Source organism: Pedobacter sp. GQ55, from assembly GCF_059758925.1.
Genome location: NZ_JCAXEI010000016.1, coordinates 13,358 through 29,792 on the forward strand (window position 1 = coordinate 13,358; position 16,435 = coordinate 29,792).

13 protein-coding genes and 1 riboswitch are annotated in these 16,435 nt (G+C 38.8%); of the genes, 10 read left to right on the forward strand and 3 right to left on the reverse strand.

Translation table 11 applies throughout. The features are described from left to right. Positions 1–5: 5 nt before the first annotated feature. A complete protein-coding gene (locus tag AC6CH7_RS24930) occupies positions 6–2,882 on the reverse strand; it encodes a tetratricopeptide repeat protein (RefSeq protein WP_498265294.1) in 2,877 nt (958 codons plus the stop codon). A 148-nt stretch (positions 2,883–3,030) separates the two neighbouring features. Here AC6CH7_RS24930 and AC6CH7_RS24935 point away from each other — a divergent pair, with 148 nt between their 5' ends. Continuing rightward, positions 3,031–3,435 carry a YtxH domain-containing protein gene (locus AC6CH7_RS24935; protein WP_498265295.1) on the forward strand — a complete coding sequence of 135 codons (405 nt, stop codon included), beginning with the start codon at positions 3,031–3,033 and terminating at the stop codon, positions 3,433–3,435. Position 3,436: 1 nt separating this feature from the next. Here the strand turns inward: AC6CH7_RS24935 and AC6CH7_RS24940 are convergent, their stop codons facing one another. After that, positions 3,437–4,591: an MFS transporter gene (locus AC6CH7_RS24940; RefSeq protein ID WP_498265296.1), complete on the reverse strand. Its 1,155-nt coding sequence runs from the start codon at positions 4,589–4,591 to the stop codon at positions 3,437–3,439. Positions 4,592–5,169: 578 nt separating this feature from the next. After that, positions 5,170–5,257, forward strand: a riboswitch (TPP riboswitch). A gap of 59 nt (positions 5,258–5,316) precedes the next feature. Here AC6CH7_RS24940 and thiS point away from each other — a divergent pair. From thiS to AC6CH7_RS24985, 9 genes are all read left to right on the forward strand, one after another. Continuing rightward, positions 5,317–5,517, forward strand: coding sequence for a sulfur carrier protein ThiS (gene thiS, locus AC6CH7_RS24945; RefSeq protein ID WP_498265297.1), 201 nt, complete (start codon positions 5,317–5,319; stop codon positions 5,515–5,517). 49 nt (positions 5,518–5,566) lie between these two features. Beyond that, positions 5,567–7,450, forward strand: a complete 1,884-nt coding sequence (gene thiC, locus AC6CH7_RS24950; RefSeq protein ID WP_498265298.1) for a phosphomethylpyrimidine synthase ThiC — start codon at positions 5,567–5,569, stop codon at positions 7,448–7,450. Continuing rightward, positions 7,451–8,041, forward strand: coding sequence for a thiamine phosphate synthase (locus AC6CH7_RS24955; protein ID WP_498265299.1), 591 nt, complete (start codon positions 7,451–7,453; stop codon positions 8,039–8,041). It abuts the gene before it with no gap. Next, a complete protein-coding gene (locus AC6CH7_RS24960) occupies positions 8,035–8,793 on the forward strand; it encodes a hydroxymethylpyrimidine/phosphomethylpyrimidine kinase (protein WP_498265300.1) in 759 nt (252 codons plus the stop codon). Before AC6CH7_RS24955 ends, AC6CH7_RS24960 begins: the two co-directional genes overlap by 7 nt. Then, positions 8,790–9,425 carry a thiamine phosphate synthase gene (locus tag AC6CH7_RS24965; protein ID WP_498265301.1) on the forward strand — a complete coding sequence of 212 codons (636 nt, stop codon included), beginning with the start codon at positions 8,790–8,792 and terminating at the stop codon, positions 9,423–9,425. The genes AC6CH7_RS24960 and AC6CH7_RS24965 overlap by 4 nt, the downstream gene beginning before the upstream one ends. Before the next feature lie 81 nt (positions 9,426–9,506). Beyond that, positions 9,507–10,271: a thiazole synthase gene (locus AC6CH7_RS24970; protein WP_498265302.1), complete on the forward strand. Its 765-nt coding sequence runs from the start codon at positions 9,507–9,509 to the stop codon at positions 10,269–10,271. Continuing rightward, positions 10,264–11,382 carry a 2-iminoacetate synthase ThiH gene (gene thiH, locus AC6CH7_RS24975; protein ID WP_498265303.1) on the forward strand — a complete coding sequence of 373 codons (1,119 nt, stop codon included), beginning with the start codon at positions 10,264–10,266 and terminating at the stop codon, positions 11,380–11,382. The genes AC6CH7_RS24970 and thiH overlap by 8 nt, the downstream gene beginning before the upstream one ends. Positions 11,383–11,388: 6 nt before the next feature. Next, the gene (locus AC6CH7_RS24980) at positions 11,389–12,465 is read left to right on the forward strand and encodes a ThiF family adenylyltransferase (RefSeq protein WP_498265304.1); all 1,077 of its coding nucleotides are present in this window, start codon (positions 11,389–11,391) and stop codon (positions 12,463–12,465) included. 505 nt (positions 12,466–12,970) lie between these two features. Continuing rightward, positions 12,971–13,816, forward strand: a complete 846-nt coding sequence (locus AC6CH7_RS24985) for a CvfB family protein (protein ID WP_498265305.1) — start codon at positions 12,971–12,973, stop codon at positions 13,814–13,816. Between the two features lie 32 nt (positions 13,817–13,848). Here the strand turns inward: AC6CH7_RS24985 and AC6CH7_RS24990 are convergent, their stop codons facing one another. Then, on the reverse strand, positions 13,849–16,434 hold the full coding sequence (locus AC6CH7_RS24990; protein ID WP_498265306.1) for a BamA/TamA family outer membrane protein: 2,586 nt from the start codon (positions 16,432–16,434) through the stop codon (positions 13,849–13,851). Between the last annotated feature and the right edge of the window lies 1 nt (position 16,435).

Here is a 16,435-nt window from a genome sequence, read left to right on the forward strand (position 1 = left end):
TTAGCCTACCTAAGGTTATTTTTTTTAATCTTTAACTCTAACTCACTGATTCTCTTAGCTTGTTTTCTAGCTTTAGCATAATCAATTAATTCTTGATAGGCAGCAAAATGATATGGGTTTAACTGAATTGCCTTTTCATACAGCGCCATACTTTCTGTTTTGCGACGATTGGCCTGCAGCAATTTTGCAGAAGTATATAAATAATCTGAAGCATAAATATTGTCGCCAGATCTGTTAACCTTTTTTAATAGCTCTGATGCCTTTGTTTTATAGCCTTTTTGGGTCAGCAGCCTTATGTACCTTAATTGATCAAGCCCTTTTACATATAACTTACCCGATAAAAATGGCTGCAAATAAAGATTAGCACTATCCTTCTTTTTCAATTCATTATAGAACTCTGCTATTCTTAAATTATAATCTGGTCTTCCATTTCCTGAAGCGGTCAAAATCCTCTGGGCTTCTTTTAATGTAGCAATGGCTGATTCATATTGCTTGTTTTCGGCCAAAGCATCAGCATACATATTTCTAAGTTCAAAATTCTGAGGTTTCTGATCAACCAGCCTTTTCAAAACAGCAACTTGCTGTGTATCTCCTAAGGTCGCCCTTAAAGATGCAGAAAACGCAATAGCATCAGCTATTCTATCCCTTAAATAGGTAGACACTGTGGCTCCGGTTTTAACATACAGATCAGCCGCTTCAATGGCTTCCTTCAACTTGGCATTTTTCCTGTACATTTCCCGAAGCAACAAATTGTCCTTTGCCAGCTCCTGATAATCGTCTTCAAGAGTAATAGATTGCTGCAGATAAGCTGCCTGTTGTTTAACAGATTCTTCCTGACTGATTTGTCTAACCGAGTATTTAGCTGCAACCAGATCTGCATACATTGCATAAATAGGTGCATAAACCATATCAATATTTTTAGCCTTTACCAGCCACTGCTCAGCTCCGCTAAAATCTTTGTTATAAATTTTGAGATGGGCAATACTCAGAAATGCCGGAAGATACTTAGCATCATAAGTCAAAGCTGTATCCAGATAAGCCACCGCCAGCTTTGAATTACCGGCCCGACTTGCCAGGTTAACATAAACCTCAGCCCAATTGCTGGCCATAGCCTTTTTATCGCCAGCCAAATAGGCCTTTTCCTTTGAAACCAAGTTATCCAAAAAACGATACATATCAGGATCCTTTGATTTTAAATCGGCAGTTGTATTCATTGATTTAAAATCAAGCGGATGCACTTTTACAGACTCAAAATATGCTGGATAAGTTTGCGCAAAATACTCGCTTTCATTGTTTTGAGAGTAATAATCCAGTGTACGCTTTTGTTTCATGGCATTGTAGTATAGCGCCCTTATTTTTCTGCTTTCAGCATCGGTTAGTACTGCTCCATGAAACAAATGCACGTACTCATGCAACACCACATTTCGCTCCATAAACGCACCGCGCTCTACATACTCGATTCCTGCGGCTCCACTTCCTACCCCTCTAATATCCATCCACTGCCTGTTATCAAATGTGGTCATGTACCTGAAAGCCGGAGCGCCCATTGTTACCGCTAAATCCTGATGCAATGGAGGTATTTTAAAGGTATTGGCCTGTTTAGATAAAAAAGGAAAATAAGCTACTGATGAATATAACTGATTCCAAACCATTGCTTTCGCAGTTTCCCCCGGATAATAGCTTACATCAGAAAACACTTTGGTGAAATTCTTCATATCCCTGATCTTGGTATTGACCAGTGTTTTGGTGATGGCATCGAAGGCATCCAGGTAAGGAATCCTTTTCGATTTAATAACTGCCGACAAACCATTATGAGCCGGACCATAGTGCTTTTTTCTATGCAAAATGGCTTTAAAAATATACTCTGCAGAGTCAAGGCACATGCCCCTATCAAGATCAAATGCGCTATAATAAATCGACGCCCTATGCATTAAAGGCAAAACAGAGTTGCTGTATTGCTTTTCTATTGCCCTAGTAATATCTATTGCTCCCTGCACATCATTGCTTCTTATTCGCTGATCGGCCTTTAAAAGCGACTTTCTAACCTCTTCATCATTAGCTTCAGCATAATCTGCATAGGTTAAATTGGTATGGCCATTGCCCCAATGCCAGTGGGTTTGATAATGAAGCGGATTAATTGCCAGTGCCAGTTCCCACTGGGCAGCCATGGCATTTAATTGTGTTGCATTTACCCTTCTCCATATTGCATAGCCGTAACTGAATCTTGCATCTGCATTGAAGGGATCTAGTTCAAGTGATTTAATTAGCGGTTGTTCGGCCTTTTCAGGATGCTGATCCCAGAAATAAACATCGGCTTCCAACAGATAGGCTTTGGCACTTTTTGGATTTCGCCGCTGTATCTCTTTTGCAATCTGTAAGGCTGTTTCGTATTCCTTTTTAAGCAGCTTAACTCTGCCCAGTAAAAGCTCCGCCTCTTCACTATCGGGGTTATTCTGAAGCACTTGCTTTGCTATATTTTCAGCCTTTAATAAGCGCCATGCCTGTATCTCCAGAAAGCCTTTTATCAGCAATGCTTTTTCATTTTTTCGCTCTTGTCTAAGCACCTGAGATATTATTGCTTCGGCATCTTTGTATTTATTATTTAAGATCAAGTAATTACACTTAAGTAGTTGATAATCTATATCATTATGTTTTGATGATTCAATCAAACTATCAGCTGTTCCCCACAGCCCAAGCTCAAGCATCCGGCTAATTACAAGGGCTGTATCTGTAGCAGTTTTCACCTGCAAAACAAGTTGCTTCCTAAGTGTTACCAGCTCTGTAAAAACTTGTTGTGTACTATCGGGATTAATAGACTGAGACCTGATTGCACCTGCATTAATGACAAGGAATAAAACCAGGGAGAAACAGAATCTTTTCATATTTACCCTAAATATACCAGTTTTCCGCTTTCTCTTTCTTAAACTGCTACACGATTTTCTACCGGCGACTACACAATATGATTAAATTTCAATTTATTAAAACACTCTGGTACGGAATGTGTTAGAGATTAAGTAAAAAACATCTATTATGAATTATAAAAAATTAATATCTAGCCGCTTATCCAATTTCCCAGCCATGCCAACTGACAAATCTGGAGCAATAGTTGGATTATTAGCTGGTTTAGCGGTAGGTGCTGTTATAGGAGTACTATTTGCTCCTGACAGTGGAAAAAGAACAAGAGAAAGAATATCTGATAAAGCATTAGACCTTGCAGATAACGTAAAAGATGGTTTCCATTCCATTAAGGACAATATCAATAATGGAAAACAAAGTCTTGGGGGTCTAAAAAATCAGGTTGTAGACAACGTTAAGACTAAAGTGAACTCTGTATCTCAGGAGTTTAAGGAATTTAGAGATACTGAATTAGAAAAAGCAAAATCAGCAATCAAAAATACCGCTGATGATGCAAATGACGCCATTCAAAAGGCTTAATTTATGGTTTAATATCTAGAGTTATCCTTTGGTGTTTGAAAAACATTTTTGTTATTGGAACAAGTAGCAGTCCACATATTCCAAAAATTACAAAGGATACTCTTAAATTAAATGCATGCGCCAGGTATCCAATTAAAGGAGGTCCTAACAGCATTCCAGTTATCGAATAAGTGGCTATAATAGATATGGCCATCCCCGGAGAGTACTTCTTTGACGCACCTGCCAGTGCGTACGACATTGGTATTATTGATGCAGTTCCAAAGCCTACTAATGAAAAACCGATCATAGCTGTCCAGAATGTTGGAAATATAATGGCCAGGGAAATTCCTAACACAATAAAAACAGCGCTCATAATATATGTTTTTGGCATACCAAACCTTACAATGATAATATCAGAAAGGAACCTTGATGTTGCCATAAAGGTCATAAAGATCAGGTATCCATAAGTAAATATTGGCGCATTTAACACTTCCTGAAAGTAAATCCCACTCCAGTCGAACATCCCTCCTTCGCATATTGCGCATAAAAACACAACTATACCAAGGTAAAATATATAGGGGTCTGGCTTACTCAATATCAACTTGTTGCCTGTTTCAGATTTATCTCCTTTTAACAAAAACTGATACGAATACAAGGTTACAAGCAACATCAACACGGCAACTATAGAAAAGTGTACTGCCAGCGTAACATCTAAGGTCAGTAAAAGTGTAGACAAGGCAATTCCTGCTATCCCCCCAATACTCCAAAACCCATGAAATGAACCTATTATCTTTTTCTCAAATCTCTTTTGTAGCGTTAGTGTTTGGGTATTTACAGAAATATTGAATATTCTGGTTGTAAAAGCGAATACACAGATTGCAAAGACAAGACTAAAGGTATTGTGCGCAATTCCTATCAGCGCAAGCGAAAGTGCATTTAATGCATAGCCAACCGTTAATGGCACACGACTATTGTATTTTGATACTAACCAACCCGAGATAGGTAACCCGATTAAAGAACCAACCGGCATTGCCAATAAAATACTTCCTAATTCTGCTTCATTAAATCCAAACGCGGTTTTAATTGTAGGAATCCTTGAGGCCCAGGTAGCAAAGCTAAATCCTGAAATGAAAAAGAAAAGGCTTAAGAAAAACCGATGTTTACTATTTGAAATCATTAACTTGAGATGAAAAAAATAAAATTAATCACCCTAAAGCGCAGCTAGTCGTAATTAATAGGCTACAAATGTAAACAATTCAAATTGGAGCTGAAAAAACTATTTAGCAAGATGATCAGATTATTTTATCTTACTATTTTTTTCTTAAATGCTTCTTAGCCCAATTATTCTTTGATAACAAAAGATATTATTCATTAGTAATGAACAAAAGTTTTATTCACTTTGTTAACAGTCAAATAGTATACCTAGACAAGAACAAATTGAGGTAGTTATAGATGCACAAACGTAGTGGTAGATTTTCTAAAGGTCTTTATGTCGTTCTGCCATTTTTAAAAGATCCTCCTTTGCCTCTGATGAAGTTCGTTAAATCCTCTTCAGATAATATTTCATTTATTAATAGACCTACTATGGTATTGAAATACCTGGAGCTAGATAAACCGTCATATCTTCGTGCGACATATTTGTCATTTTCCCGAACCGCCTGCATCTCCTTTGATTAAACCAAAGAACTGACGAGTCACTACATGCAATTTTTAAACCTCTCCTATTTGTTTTTCCAAAAAATAACATAGCTTTACAAAAAACTTTAGGGGTGCCTTGCGCTGAGATATACCCTTTGAACCTGATGCAGTTAGTACTGCCGAAGGGAAAAGTAGAAGCAAATCTATTGCTGTCTTTTCGTCCCGTTATGGGCAATCTCTATAGTTTTTCCAATTTACTTAAAGATGGAAATAACTGTAAATCAACAAAATTACCAATTTAACAACCCTTGTTCTGTCGAACAAATGCTGTCTGTTATTAACGTTCAGGCTAAAGGTATCGCTGTAGCCATCAATCAAACCATTATTTCTAAGTCTTCCTGGGCTGAACATGAGCTAAAACATGGCGACCAGGTAATTCTAATTAAAGCCACCCAAGGTGGTTAATAGCCCAATCATGTATTAAATCAATCCTTCATTATAAATTAAAGTATTTATGAAAAGTGAAAAAACTCCAACCGAAGAAGTGATCAGCCGTAGTCCCTTCCCTGCCTCACGCAAGATTTTTGTAAAAGGACAATTGCACGATATTGAAGTTGCCATGCGCGAGATTAGTTTGAGCGATACCAAAATCCACAATGGCTTCGGTTTAACAGAACCAAACCCTCCGGTAACAATTTATGATACCAGTGGGCCCTATACTGATCCCAGTGCCCATATCGATGTAAGAGAAGGTTTGCCCAGGTTAAGAGAAAAATGGATAACCAACAGACTCGATGTTGAACAACTAGACCATATTTCTTCTGATTACGGTCAGCAGCGCCTGGCCGACAGTAAACTGGATTCGTTGCGTTTTGCCTACATCAACAAACCTTACAAGGCAAAAAATGGTGCTAATGTTTCGCAAATGCATTACGCAAAAAAAGGCATTATTACTGCCGAAATGGAATACATTGCCATTAGAGAAAACCAAAGAATAGATCTTTTAAATGGGCAGCTGGGTGCACAATATGATGTAATGAGTCATCAGCATAAAGGCCATAGCTTTGGCGCAAATACACCAAAAGGTTACATTACACCCGAATTTGTTCGTCAGGAAGTAGCTTCGGGCAGGGCGGTAATTCCTTGCAACATTAACCATCCTGAATTAGAGCCAATGATTATTGGCCGTAATTTTCTGGTTAAAATCAACGCCAACATCGGTAACTCGGCCGTAACCTCTTCTATTGAAGAAGAAGTTGAAAAGGCAGTATGGGCATGCCGATGGGGTGCAGATACGATAATGGACTTATCGACCGGAAAAAACATCCACGAAACACGTGAATGGATTATTCGTAATTCTCCGGTTCCAATTGGAACAGTTCCAATATATCAGGCATTAGAAAAGGTTAATGGAAAAGCCGAAGATTTGACCTGGGAGCTCTTTAGGGATACTTTAATTGAACAGGCAGAACAGGGTGTAGATTACTTTACTATACATGCCGGTGTCTTGTTACGTTATATCCCGCTTACGGCAAAAAGGGTAACCGGAATTGTATCAAGAGGTGGATCTATTATGGCTAAATGGTGCCTTGCACATCACAAGGAAAGCTTCCTTTACACCCATTTTGAAGAAATTTGCGAGATCATGAAGGCTTATGATGTGTCCTTTTCGTTAGGCGATGGTTTAAGACCCGGTTGTATTGCCGATGCTAACGATGAAGCTCAGTTTGCTGAATTGGAAACGCTTGGTGAGCTAACCAAAATTGCCTGGAAACATGATGTGCAAACCATAATTGAAGGCCCTGGTCACGTACCGATGCACCTGATTAAAGAAAATATGGAGAAACAGCTGGAGCATTGCTCTGAAGCTCCTTTCTATACTTTAGGCCCCCTAACTACTGATATTGCTCCGGGTTATGATCACATCACATCGGCCATCGGCGCCGCCATGATAGGTTGGTTTGGAACTGCAATGTTGTGTTATGTTACGCCAAAAGAGCATCTCGGCTTACCAAATAAAAAAGACGTTAAAGATGGTGTAATTACCTATAAAATTGCCGCTCATGCTGCCGATTTAGCAAAAGGTCACCCTGGTGCGCAATACAGAGACAACGCTTTGAGCAAGGCAAGATTTGAATTTAGATGGGAAGATCAGTTTAACCTTTCTCTTGATCCGGATACGGCAAAGGAATTTCATGATGAAACCTTACCTGCAGATGGTGCAAAGATCGCTCACTTCTGCTCGATGTGCGGGCCTAACTTCTGCTCGATGAAGATCACTCAGGATGTTAGGGAGTATGCCGCAAAGCAGGGCGTTGATGAACAGGATGCACTGGCCAAAGGAATGGCAGAAAAATCTAAAGAATTTACAGAGAAAGGCAGCGAAATCTATTTGTAGATGAATGTAATTGTAATTGCAAATCCTTCTATGCTTGATAATGAATCAAATATAATTAATCAACTGTTTGAAAGCGGATTAGATATATTTCATTTAAGAAAAAATTCATGTACTAGAGCGTACTGTAAACAGCTGATTTCTGAAATTGATGAGGCATATCATAGTAGGATTGCATTACATCATTACCATGAACTTACAGACTTCTTTGGGATTAAACGACTGCATTACAAGGAAGCCTACAGAAAACAATTACAGGAGGCTAAAACAACGCTTAATGTTAAAGACATGGTGTTAAGTACATCTATCCATCAGCTTGAAGATATCAATAATTTGAAAGGATTTGATTATACCTTTTTCGGACCGGTGTTTAACAGCATATCCAAACCAAGGTATGCTGGTGTGCTTAATCAGGATTTTAGATTACCGCAGCGTTTAAACAACACAAAACTGATAGCACTGGGTGGAATTGATGCTGAAAATGCAGAAACGCTCCATTCAATGGGCTTTGATGGAGTGGCCGTACTTGGTTTTATTTGGAATGACCCTTCAAAAGCGACCCGTAATTTTAAAAGTATACAGGAAAGATGTTAGCAAACAGACCATATGCAATTAGTATTGCGGGATTTGATCCCTGTGCAGGCGCCGGTGTTTTGGCAGATGTAAAGTGCTTTGAACAACACCATGTTTATGGCTTTGGCATCTGCAGTGCACTGACAGTGCAAACAGACAGCGAATTTTTGAAGAACGACTGGTTGGATTCACTTCAAATCATTGCACAACTTGAGCCTTTAATGACCAAATTCCAAGTGTCGGCCTGTAAAATAGGGCTAATAAAGGATGTTGCTGTCTTACAGGAGGTGGTCTATTTCCTTAAATCAAAAAGTCCTGATTTAAAGATCATTGTAGACCCAGTATTAAAGGCAAGCTCAGGTTATGAATTTCACGACTGGGCAAATGGAATGGAAATATTATCGCCGGTATTTAAACAGATAGACTTGATTACTCCAAACTACAATGAGATGCTAAGTCTAGGTGGCGAGGCAATGGATGTAAGGCAGACCGCTAAGCTTTGGGCACAATATTGCCCGGTTTTATTAAAAGGAGGGCATAGCGTTGCTGCAACAGGCACTGATTACCTATATGAGCAGGATAACATTTCTGAATTTAGTCCGCAAGTTGCTCAAATTCATCAAAAACACGGCTCTGGCTGTGTTTTATCGGCAGCGATTGCCTCAAATGTGGCACTTGGTTATCCATTAAAACAAGCTTGCAGCAATGCTAAATTATATATCGAAAAATTCTTAAACAGTAACAGCACCCTACTTGGGTACCATTCATTATGATTGATAAACTACACTATATATCACAGGAAACTGAAAACACAAGCCACCTTGACGCCATTAACAAGGCACTTATCGCGGGTGCAAAGTGGATCCAACTGAGGGTTAAAAACAAGCCTGAGGACGTGATTCTTGAACTGGCCATTAAGGCCAATGCACTTTGCAAGGCTTATGGAGCACGGTTAATTGTAAATGATCATCCTTTAACTGCGCTAAAAGCTGAAGCTTACGGGCTACATTTAGGCTTAACCGACATGCCAATCGCAGAGGCAAGAAGCATTGTAGGCGAGCAAATGATTATTGGTGGTACGGCAAACACATTTGAACATGTTAAACAAAGAGTTGCCGAGGGAGCTGATTACGTAGGATTAGGCCCTTATCGGTTTACCAATACCAAACAAAATTTAAGCCCTATAATCGGTTTAGAGGGGTATGAAACAATTATGAAACAGGCTTCTATGGTTGGTATCACCACTCCTATTATTGCAATTGGAGGTATAGAATTGGATGATATTTCTTTGATTGTGACAACCGGGGTTCATGGTGTGGCATTATCGGGTGCATTAACTAATCAGAATAATACAGCAGACATTATAAATAGCATTTATGAAAATTTATTAGCTCCGTCGTCCTGAATAGCCGGTCGTCATCCTGAATTTATTTCAGGGTGACGAACAAAAAACAACATTGATAACAAACAACGTAGACTAACTATTATGTTAAAAATAGCAGACAAAACATTTAAATCCCGATTATTTACGGGAACCGGAAAGTTCAGCTCAGCTACTGAAATGGAAAAAGCGTTACTTGCTTCAGAATCGGAGCTGGTAACTGTGGCTTTAAAAAGAGTTGATCTGAAACATAATGACGATGATATTTTAATACACCTAAATCATCCTCATATTAACCTTTTGCCTAACACTTCTGGTGTTCGCAATGCAAAAGAGGCCATTTTTGCGGCTCAAATGGCCAGAGAATCGTTAGAAACCAATTGGATCAAACTAGAGATCCATCCAGACCCAAAATATTTAATGCCCGACCCAATTGAAACATTAATAGCCACAGAGGAACTGGCAAAACTAGGTTTTATTGTGCTTCCTTACATACATGCCGATCCGGTTTTGTGTAAACGACTTGAAGATGCAGGAACATCGGCTGTAATGCCTTTGGGCTCTCCTATTGGCAGTAATAAAGGTTTAAAAACGATTGACTTCTTAGAAATCATCATTAGCCAGAGTAACGTTCCCGTAATTATTGACGCAGGAATTGGCGCTCCTTCTGATGCGGCAAAGGCCATGGAAATTGGCGCTGATGCGGTTTTAGTAAACACCGCCATTGCAATTTCGCAATATCCTGAACAAATGGCCAGAGCTTTTAAGATCGCCGTAGAGGCCGGAAGAATGGCTTTTGAGGCCAAACTTGGTTCTCTTAACTCACATGCTGTGGCCAGCAGCCCATTAACCTCATTTTTAGATGACTAGCTTTACCGACCTCTTCGAATCCTGCAACTGGGACGAGACCAGTAAAAGCATTTATGCCAAAACGAGTGCTGATGTGGAGCGTGCCCTAAATTCTTCTCAAAGAACATTAGAGGATTTCAAAGCGCTTATTTCGCCCGCAGCAGCTCCTTATCTGGAACAAATGGCACAGATGAGTCAGCAGTTAACCCTTAAGCGTTTTGGTAAAGCCATTCAAATGTATGTGCCGCTATATCTTTCTAACGAATGCAATAACATTTGCACTTATTGCGGGTTTAGTTATGACAATAAGGTCAGGAGGAAAACACTGTCTCCGATGGAAATTATGCAGGAAATCGCCGTAATTAAAGACATGGGATATGATCATGTGTTGCTGGTTACCGGCGAGGCCAATCAAACCGTGCATACTGAATATTTCAAAAAAGTATTGGAGCTTATTAAGCCTCACTTTTCTCATATATCGATGGAAGTTCAGCCATTAGACACCGAAGATTATAAAGAGCTTACACCCTATGGGTTAAATACAGTTCTTGTTTATCAGGAAACTTATCATCAGGATGATTATAAAAAACATCACCCAAAAGGGAAAAAATCCAACTTTCAGTATAGATTGGAAACGCCTGATAGATTGGGACAAGCCGGAATTCATAAAATGGGATTAGGTGTGCTTATAGGTTTGGAAGATTGGAGAACAGATTCTTTTTTCACAGCAATGCACTTAAACTACCTTGAAAAAAGGTACTGGCAGAGTAAATACAGCATCTCATTTCCGCGTTTACGCCCATTTAGCGGCGGATTGGAGCCTAAAGTTGTGATGAGCGACAAAGAGCTGGTTCAACTGATCTGTGCTTACAGAATATATAATGAGGAAGTAGAATTATCAATTTCTACACGTGAATCCATCGTTTTTAGGAATAATATTGTGAAATTAGGGATCACATCTATAAGTGCAGGTTCTAAAACTAACCCTGGTGGGTATGCCGTTGAGCCACAGTCGTTAGAGCAATTTGAGATTTCTGACGAGCGCAACGCAAAAGAGATAGCCCAAATGATTAGTTCCCAAGGTTATGAACCGGTATGGAAAGATTGGGATGTCAGTTTAACAAAAAACTAATTAACTATGGATAGCGCTGAATTAAAGAGATATAACAGACAGATACTATTACCAGAACTAGGCATAGAGGGCCAGCAAAAGCTAAAAGCGGCCAAAGTATTGGTTATTGGGGCCGGTGGTTTGGGTTCTCCGGTGTTACTTTATCTTGCTGCAGCTGGTATAGGCACAATTGCTGTTGTTGATCATGATATTGTGGATGAAAGTAACTTACACAGACAAATACTGTTTAATACTACTGATATCGGAAAAAGTAAAGCAGATACCTCAGTAAATAAGCTACAGCTACTTAATCCGCATGTTAATTTCATTTCCTATCCTTTTAAAATTGAACTGGATAATGCCAATTCATTAATTCAGGATTATGATCTGGTAGTGGATGGATCCGATAACTTCCCTACCCGTTATCTGGTTAATGATACTTGTGTTGCTTTAAACAAACCATTGGTATTTGGTTCTATTTTTAAATTTGAAGGTCAGGTATCTGTATTTAATCATAAAGGGGGGGTGGATTACAGGGCGCTATTTCCTGAACCACCGGCAGCTGATGAAGTTCCAAATTGTGATGAAGGTGGTGTAATAGGCAGTTTACCGGGGATAATAGGCAGTTATATGGCCAATGAAACCATCAAACTAATTTGTGGCTTTGGCGAAGTGCTATCAGGCAAATTACTCATTCTTAATGTACTCAACTATTCTTCATTGATCCTTAATATAGGAAAAAGTGTAAACGCTATTGACTCTAATTCAACCTCTGATAAAAAATTTGAATCGGTTTATGAGTCGGTTGCCTCGGGTCCTGCTAAAAACGACTATGAGGAGATAAACCTGGAAGCATTTGAATATTTAAAAGAAAAAGATTCTTCTCTGTTTTTAATTGATGTGCGAGAGGATTTTGAATTTGATGAATACAATATCGGTGGATATAATTTCCCATTATATGAGCTTAATGATCATTTGCATTCAATCCCCGAGGATAAAAAAATTGTACTTTGCTGTACCAGTGGCTTAAGAAGTAAAATTGCTTACAACTTATTAAAAACAAGAACAGATGCTCAGATCTATATTCTGAGTCTTAATAAATAAAATAATTTTTATTTCAATATTTCAACCACTATATATTCTTTTCTATATAGACTTGCAGTGTAGATCTACAATCTTAAATAACTCATAAAAAAACTCAAAAAGTTCAAAGTGAAAAACAGATTGTAAATAAAAGCAGTACAAGCAAGAAAACAGTGGTTAGTAGTACGGATAAAAAGATACTCTTTAATAAGGTTCACGACAAAACAGGCCTTAAGAAATTTAAAATTCTAGGTTTAGAATAATCTGACTCATAGTGCCTATAAGGCGATGAGAAGAGAGCTTCCGAAGATAATTGGCAAGTGTATTAATAAATTAGACAATTACAGTTTTATCCCTATAGACTCAAAAGAAGACATCACCTATCATGTTGCACTCAAAATTGAAAAGTATTTTTGCATACAGCCGGGCTCACTTAGCAATTTACCCATTCAGTAATGCTACCTTTGCAGTTCATAAGTAAATACAATCATCTCTGGTTTATCGGAAATGATTCAACATAGTGACCATGATAGCAATAGGACAATACAACGATTTAAGAATAATAAATAAAACAGAAGCCGGCCTTATTTTAACCGAAGGAGATAAAGAAGTATTACTTCCTTACAATGATGTTCCAAAGAATGCTGAAATAGGCGATAACATAACCCTATTCGTGTATGTTCATAAAGATGGCAGGCTAATGGGCACAACTAAAAAGCCATTGGCTTGTGTGGGTGATTTTGCTTATTTAACTGTTGTTGATGACAGTGAGGATGGTGCTTTTATGGATTTGGGTCTTGATAAGGATATATATGTCCCTAAAAGAGAGCAGAAACGTCCGATGTTTAAAGGAGACCGCCATGTAGTTTATGTTTTTCTTGACGAGAGTAATGACCGTATGGTGGCCTCTTCCAGGTTAACCAACTTTGTTGAAGAGGAAGATATAGATTTAGAAGAGGGTGATGAGGTGAGTTTACTTATAGTAGACCGTTCTGATCTTGGATATAATGCCATAGTTGACAATAAGTATATCGGGTTGTTGTACACGAACGAATTGTTTGATGTACTTAATCCTGGTGAACTAAGAAAAGGCTGGATTAAAAAGATCCGTGTTGAAGGCAAGATTGACTTAAGTCTGCAACCAATGGGCTATGGCCATATTCTTGACACTAAGGACAGTGTGCTGGAAGAATTAAAAGAAAGTGGCGGCGTAATTGCATTAGGCGACAAAAGCACCCCAGAAGAAATATATGCACGATTTAAAATCAGTAAAAATGCATTTAAGAAGGTAATTGGTGGATTATATAAAGACCGCTTAATTACCGTTTCAGATCATGAAATAAAGATCCTGATTGATCACGAAGCAGAGTAAAATAAAAAAGGCCATAAATGGCCTTTTTTATTTTAAAAGTTAAATCCTATTGAGAAATAAGGCATTGTTGCTTCTCTGGAGAACCCTAGTGTTGCCTGTATCAAAAGTACTTCGCCAGGGAGTACATACAAGCCGCCTCCATAGCCATGGTGCCATCTTGCAGATGACTCTCCCTTTTCCCATACCCTACCTACATCGTTAAAACCAATCATCCCAACGGTTCCGGGAACCAGGTAGGAAGTGAAATTAAAGAGTTTTAACCTCATATCAAGGTTATGGTAAGCCATAGTAGTCCCGGTAAATCTTTTGCTGTTAAAGCCTCTTAAACTATTAACGCCGCCTATTTGCATGTGCTGAAAGAAAGCCGGATCACCCACAACAGTTCCTGCCCCTATCCTATTTGCAAATACTAAACCTGATTTCCCAGGATTAATGTAGAACCGAAATTCTGTGGTTACAGATCCATAGCGATCGTTGGTTTTATCAACCCGTTGCTGAGCGGTTAAAGATGTTTTCCAGTACAACCCTTTTTTAGGGTTTGCAATATTATCACGGCTGTCGTAAGTCCACCCCGCTACAAAACCGGCGTAGTACTTATCTGAAAATATCTCTTCTTCCGGATGGGCGGCATTATAATCATTAAAGAAACGTTCCTCATTCCCGGATTCTGTACTTGTATAAAATGATCCCAATACTCCGCCTTCAATTTTTAAATACCTGGTGAGTTTTCTACTGAGCCTTACATCTACATTTAAATAGTCGTAACGATTTCTGTAATAAGAAATTCCATCTTCTTTATCCGATTCCTCATTATCGTTATCTAAATCGAGATATTGTGAATTATTTCCGATGCCAAAGAAGTTACTTAAGTTGTTAGGCCCCAGCAAATTTGCATGTACCACAAGATCATTATTACCTACGGCCTTTTTAAAATCACCAAGATAGTCCAGAATAAACGATTTCCTACCAGTAGAGTAATTGGCCCAGAACTCATGTTTTGAAGCATAGGGTTCTTTTCTAAAGCCTTGTTTTTCTATGATGTAACCCAAACCAATTTGTACGCCCTGATCAATGTTATAATTAAAATTAAAAAGCGGTCCGGATCTATCATATAAGAACGCATTCTTATCAAATTTGTTTACCAGGGTATCATTTGCAAGGCGCATCTTTGCCATTGCTTTATCTGGCAATTCATTTGATTCATCAGTACGATCATAAACGAATGGCTTATTTGAAACAGCTTGAGCGATCTGGAACTTGTCGGCATCGGTCCCTCCAATCATCCTAACTTTTATCTTAGTGTTTTCTTTTCCCCTTACGGAAAACACATCTTCACCTGCCATTCCAAACAACCTAATCTCTTTGGTTACCTTAGGGTCAAATGTTCTTTTATATACCAATCTTCCATTCTTGCCCTCCTTATTGATATTATATACCGTAACTTCTACATTTCCGTTATCGGCATAATTAACATCAAAAAACTCTTTTTTATCAGAGGTAGGTATATCAACATTTATGGATAAAAATTTATAGTACTGTAAAGCAAGTGTATCCAATTTATCTCTTCTTGATATAAAGTGACCAATCAACTGATTACCACTAAGCTTGAATATTGTATCTGGCATTTGCCTGAAAGAAGTATTGATAAGTTCAGTAGTTAGTTTTCCCTGAACAAACTTAACGGCATCCTTCCAGTCTTGTTCGCTAAGCTCATTTAAAAAATACCTGTCAAAGTACCGCTCATTAAAGTTCCAATGATTTACATCTCTAATATTGTCACTGTAAGGCTGCAAGTGAGATTTGAGCCATTGATGGTTAAGAACCCATGGAAATACTCCCGAAGTTTTATAGAACACCTTATCTCTATCTCTGGGAACAGGAATATAAGTAGTTTCTCCCTTTTCTTTCTGAGCCAGCCAGCGCCAGTTATCTTCATGCCTGTCCCAATCTCCTAAAACAAAATCCAGTAACCTGGCCCTAAGTGTTAGCTTCTGGTCTGATGTATGGTCATTGTCTTGCTGTATTTTACGCTGTACTTTAGCTGTGTTATCTGTTTCTTCTTCAAAAGGCGATCTTGGCTCTAGTAAATAGGCCGCGTTTGCAAATTTTTCTCTATACTCTCCAAGTCCCGGGTCATCTGCTACATATACGATCTCTGGTTTAGAGTGGGCAAGCTCAAGCGCTTCTGCCAAAGGAGGAACAATTAAAGCTGCAAAGGGATGATTAGTTGAAACCTGGTCCTGAGCAATGTCTTTGGCTATAGTTGGCCTTAAACTTTCAGGCAAACCCTGTTCCGGATACTTTTGTATTGTTCTTAAAGCATACTCTCTGCCAGTTGGATCTACTAACCGTAATGAGCGGGTTTGCATCCCCCCTCCAAGTTTAACGATCTTTAGTCCTCCTTTTTCTTTCTGAAGATCTATAATGCGAACTTTTACAGGGGTTGCCCATATTTTGCGATAACTTTCGCCCAACCAAAACCGGTGAAAGCCACTTACGCTATTATACTCGGGTGCTATAGCAACTGTAATTGAATCTGCCGGTTTCTGTGTCTGCCCTATCGCAGGGATAGACAAGATCATAAACACAGCACTTAAGAGCTTCTTTAGGGGGCGCATA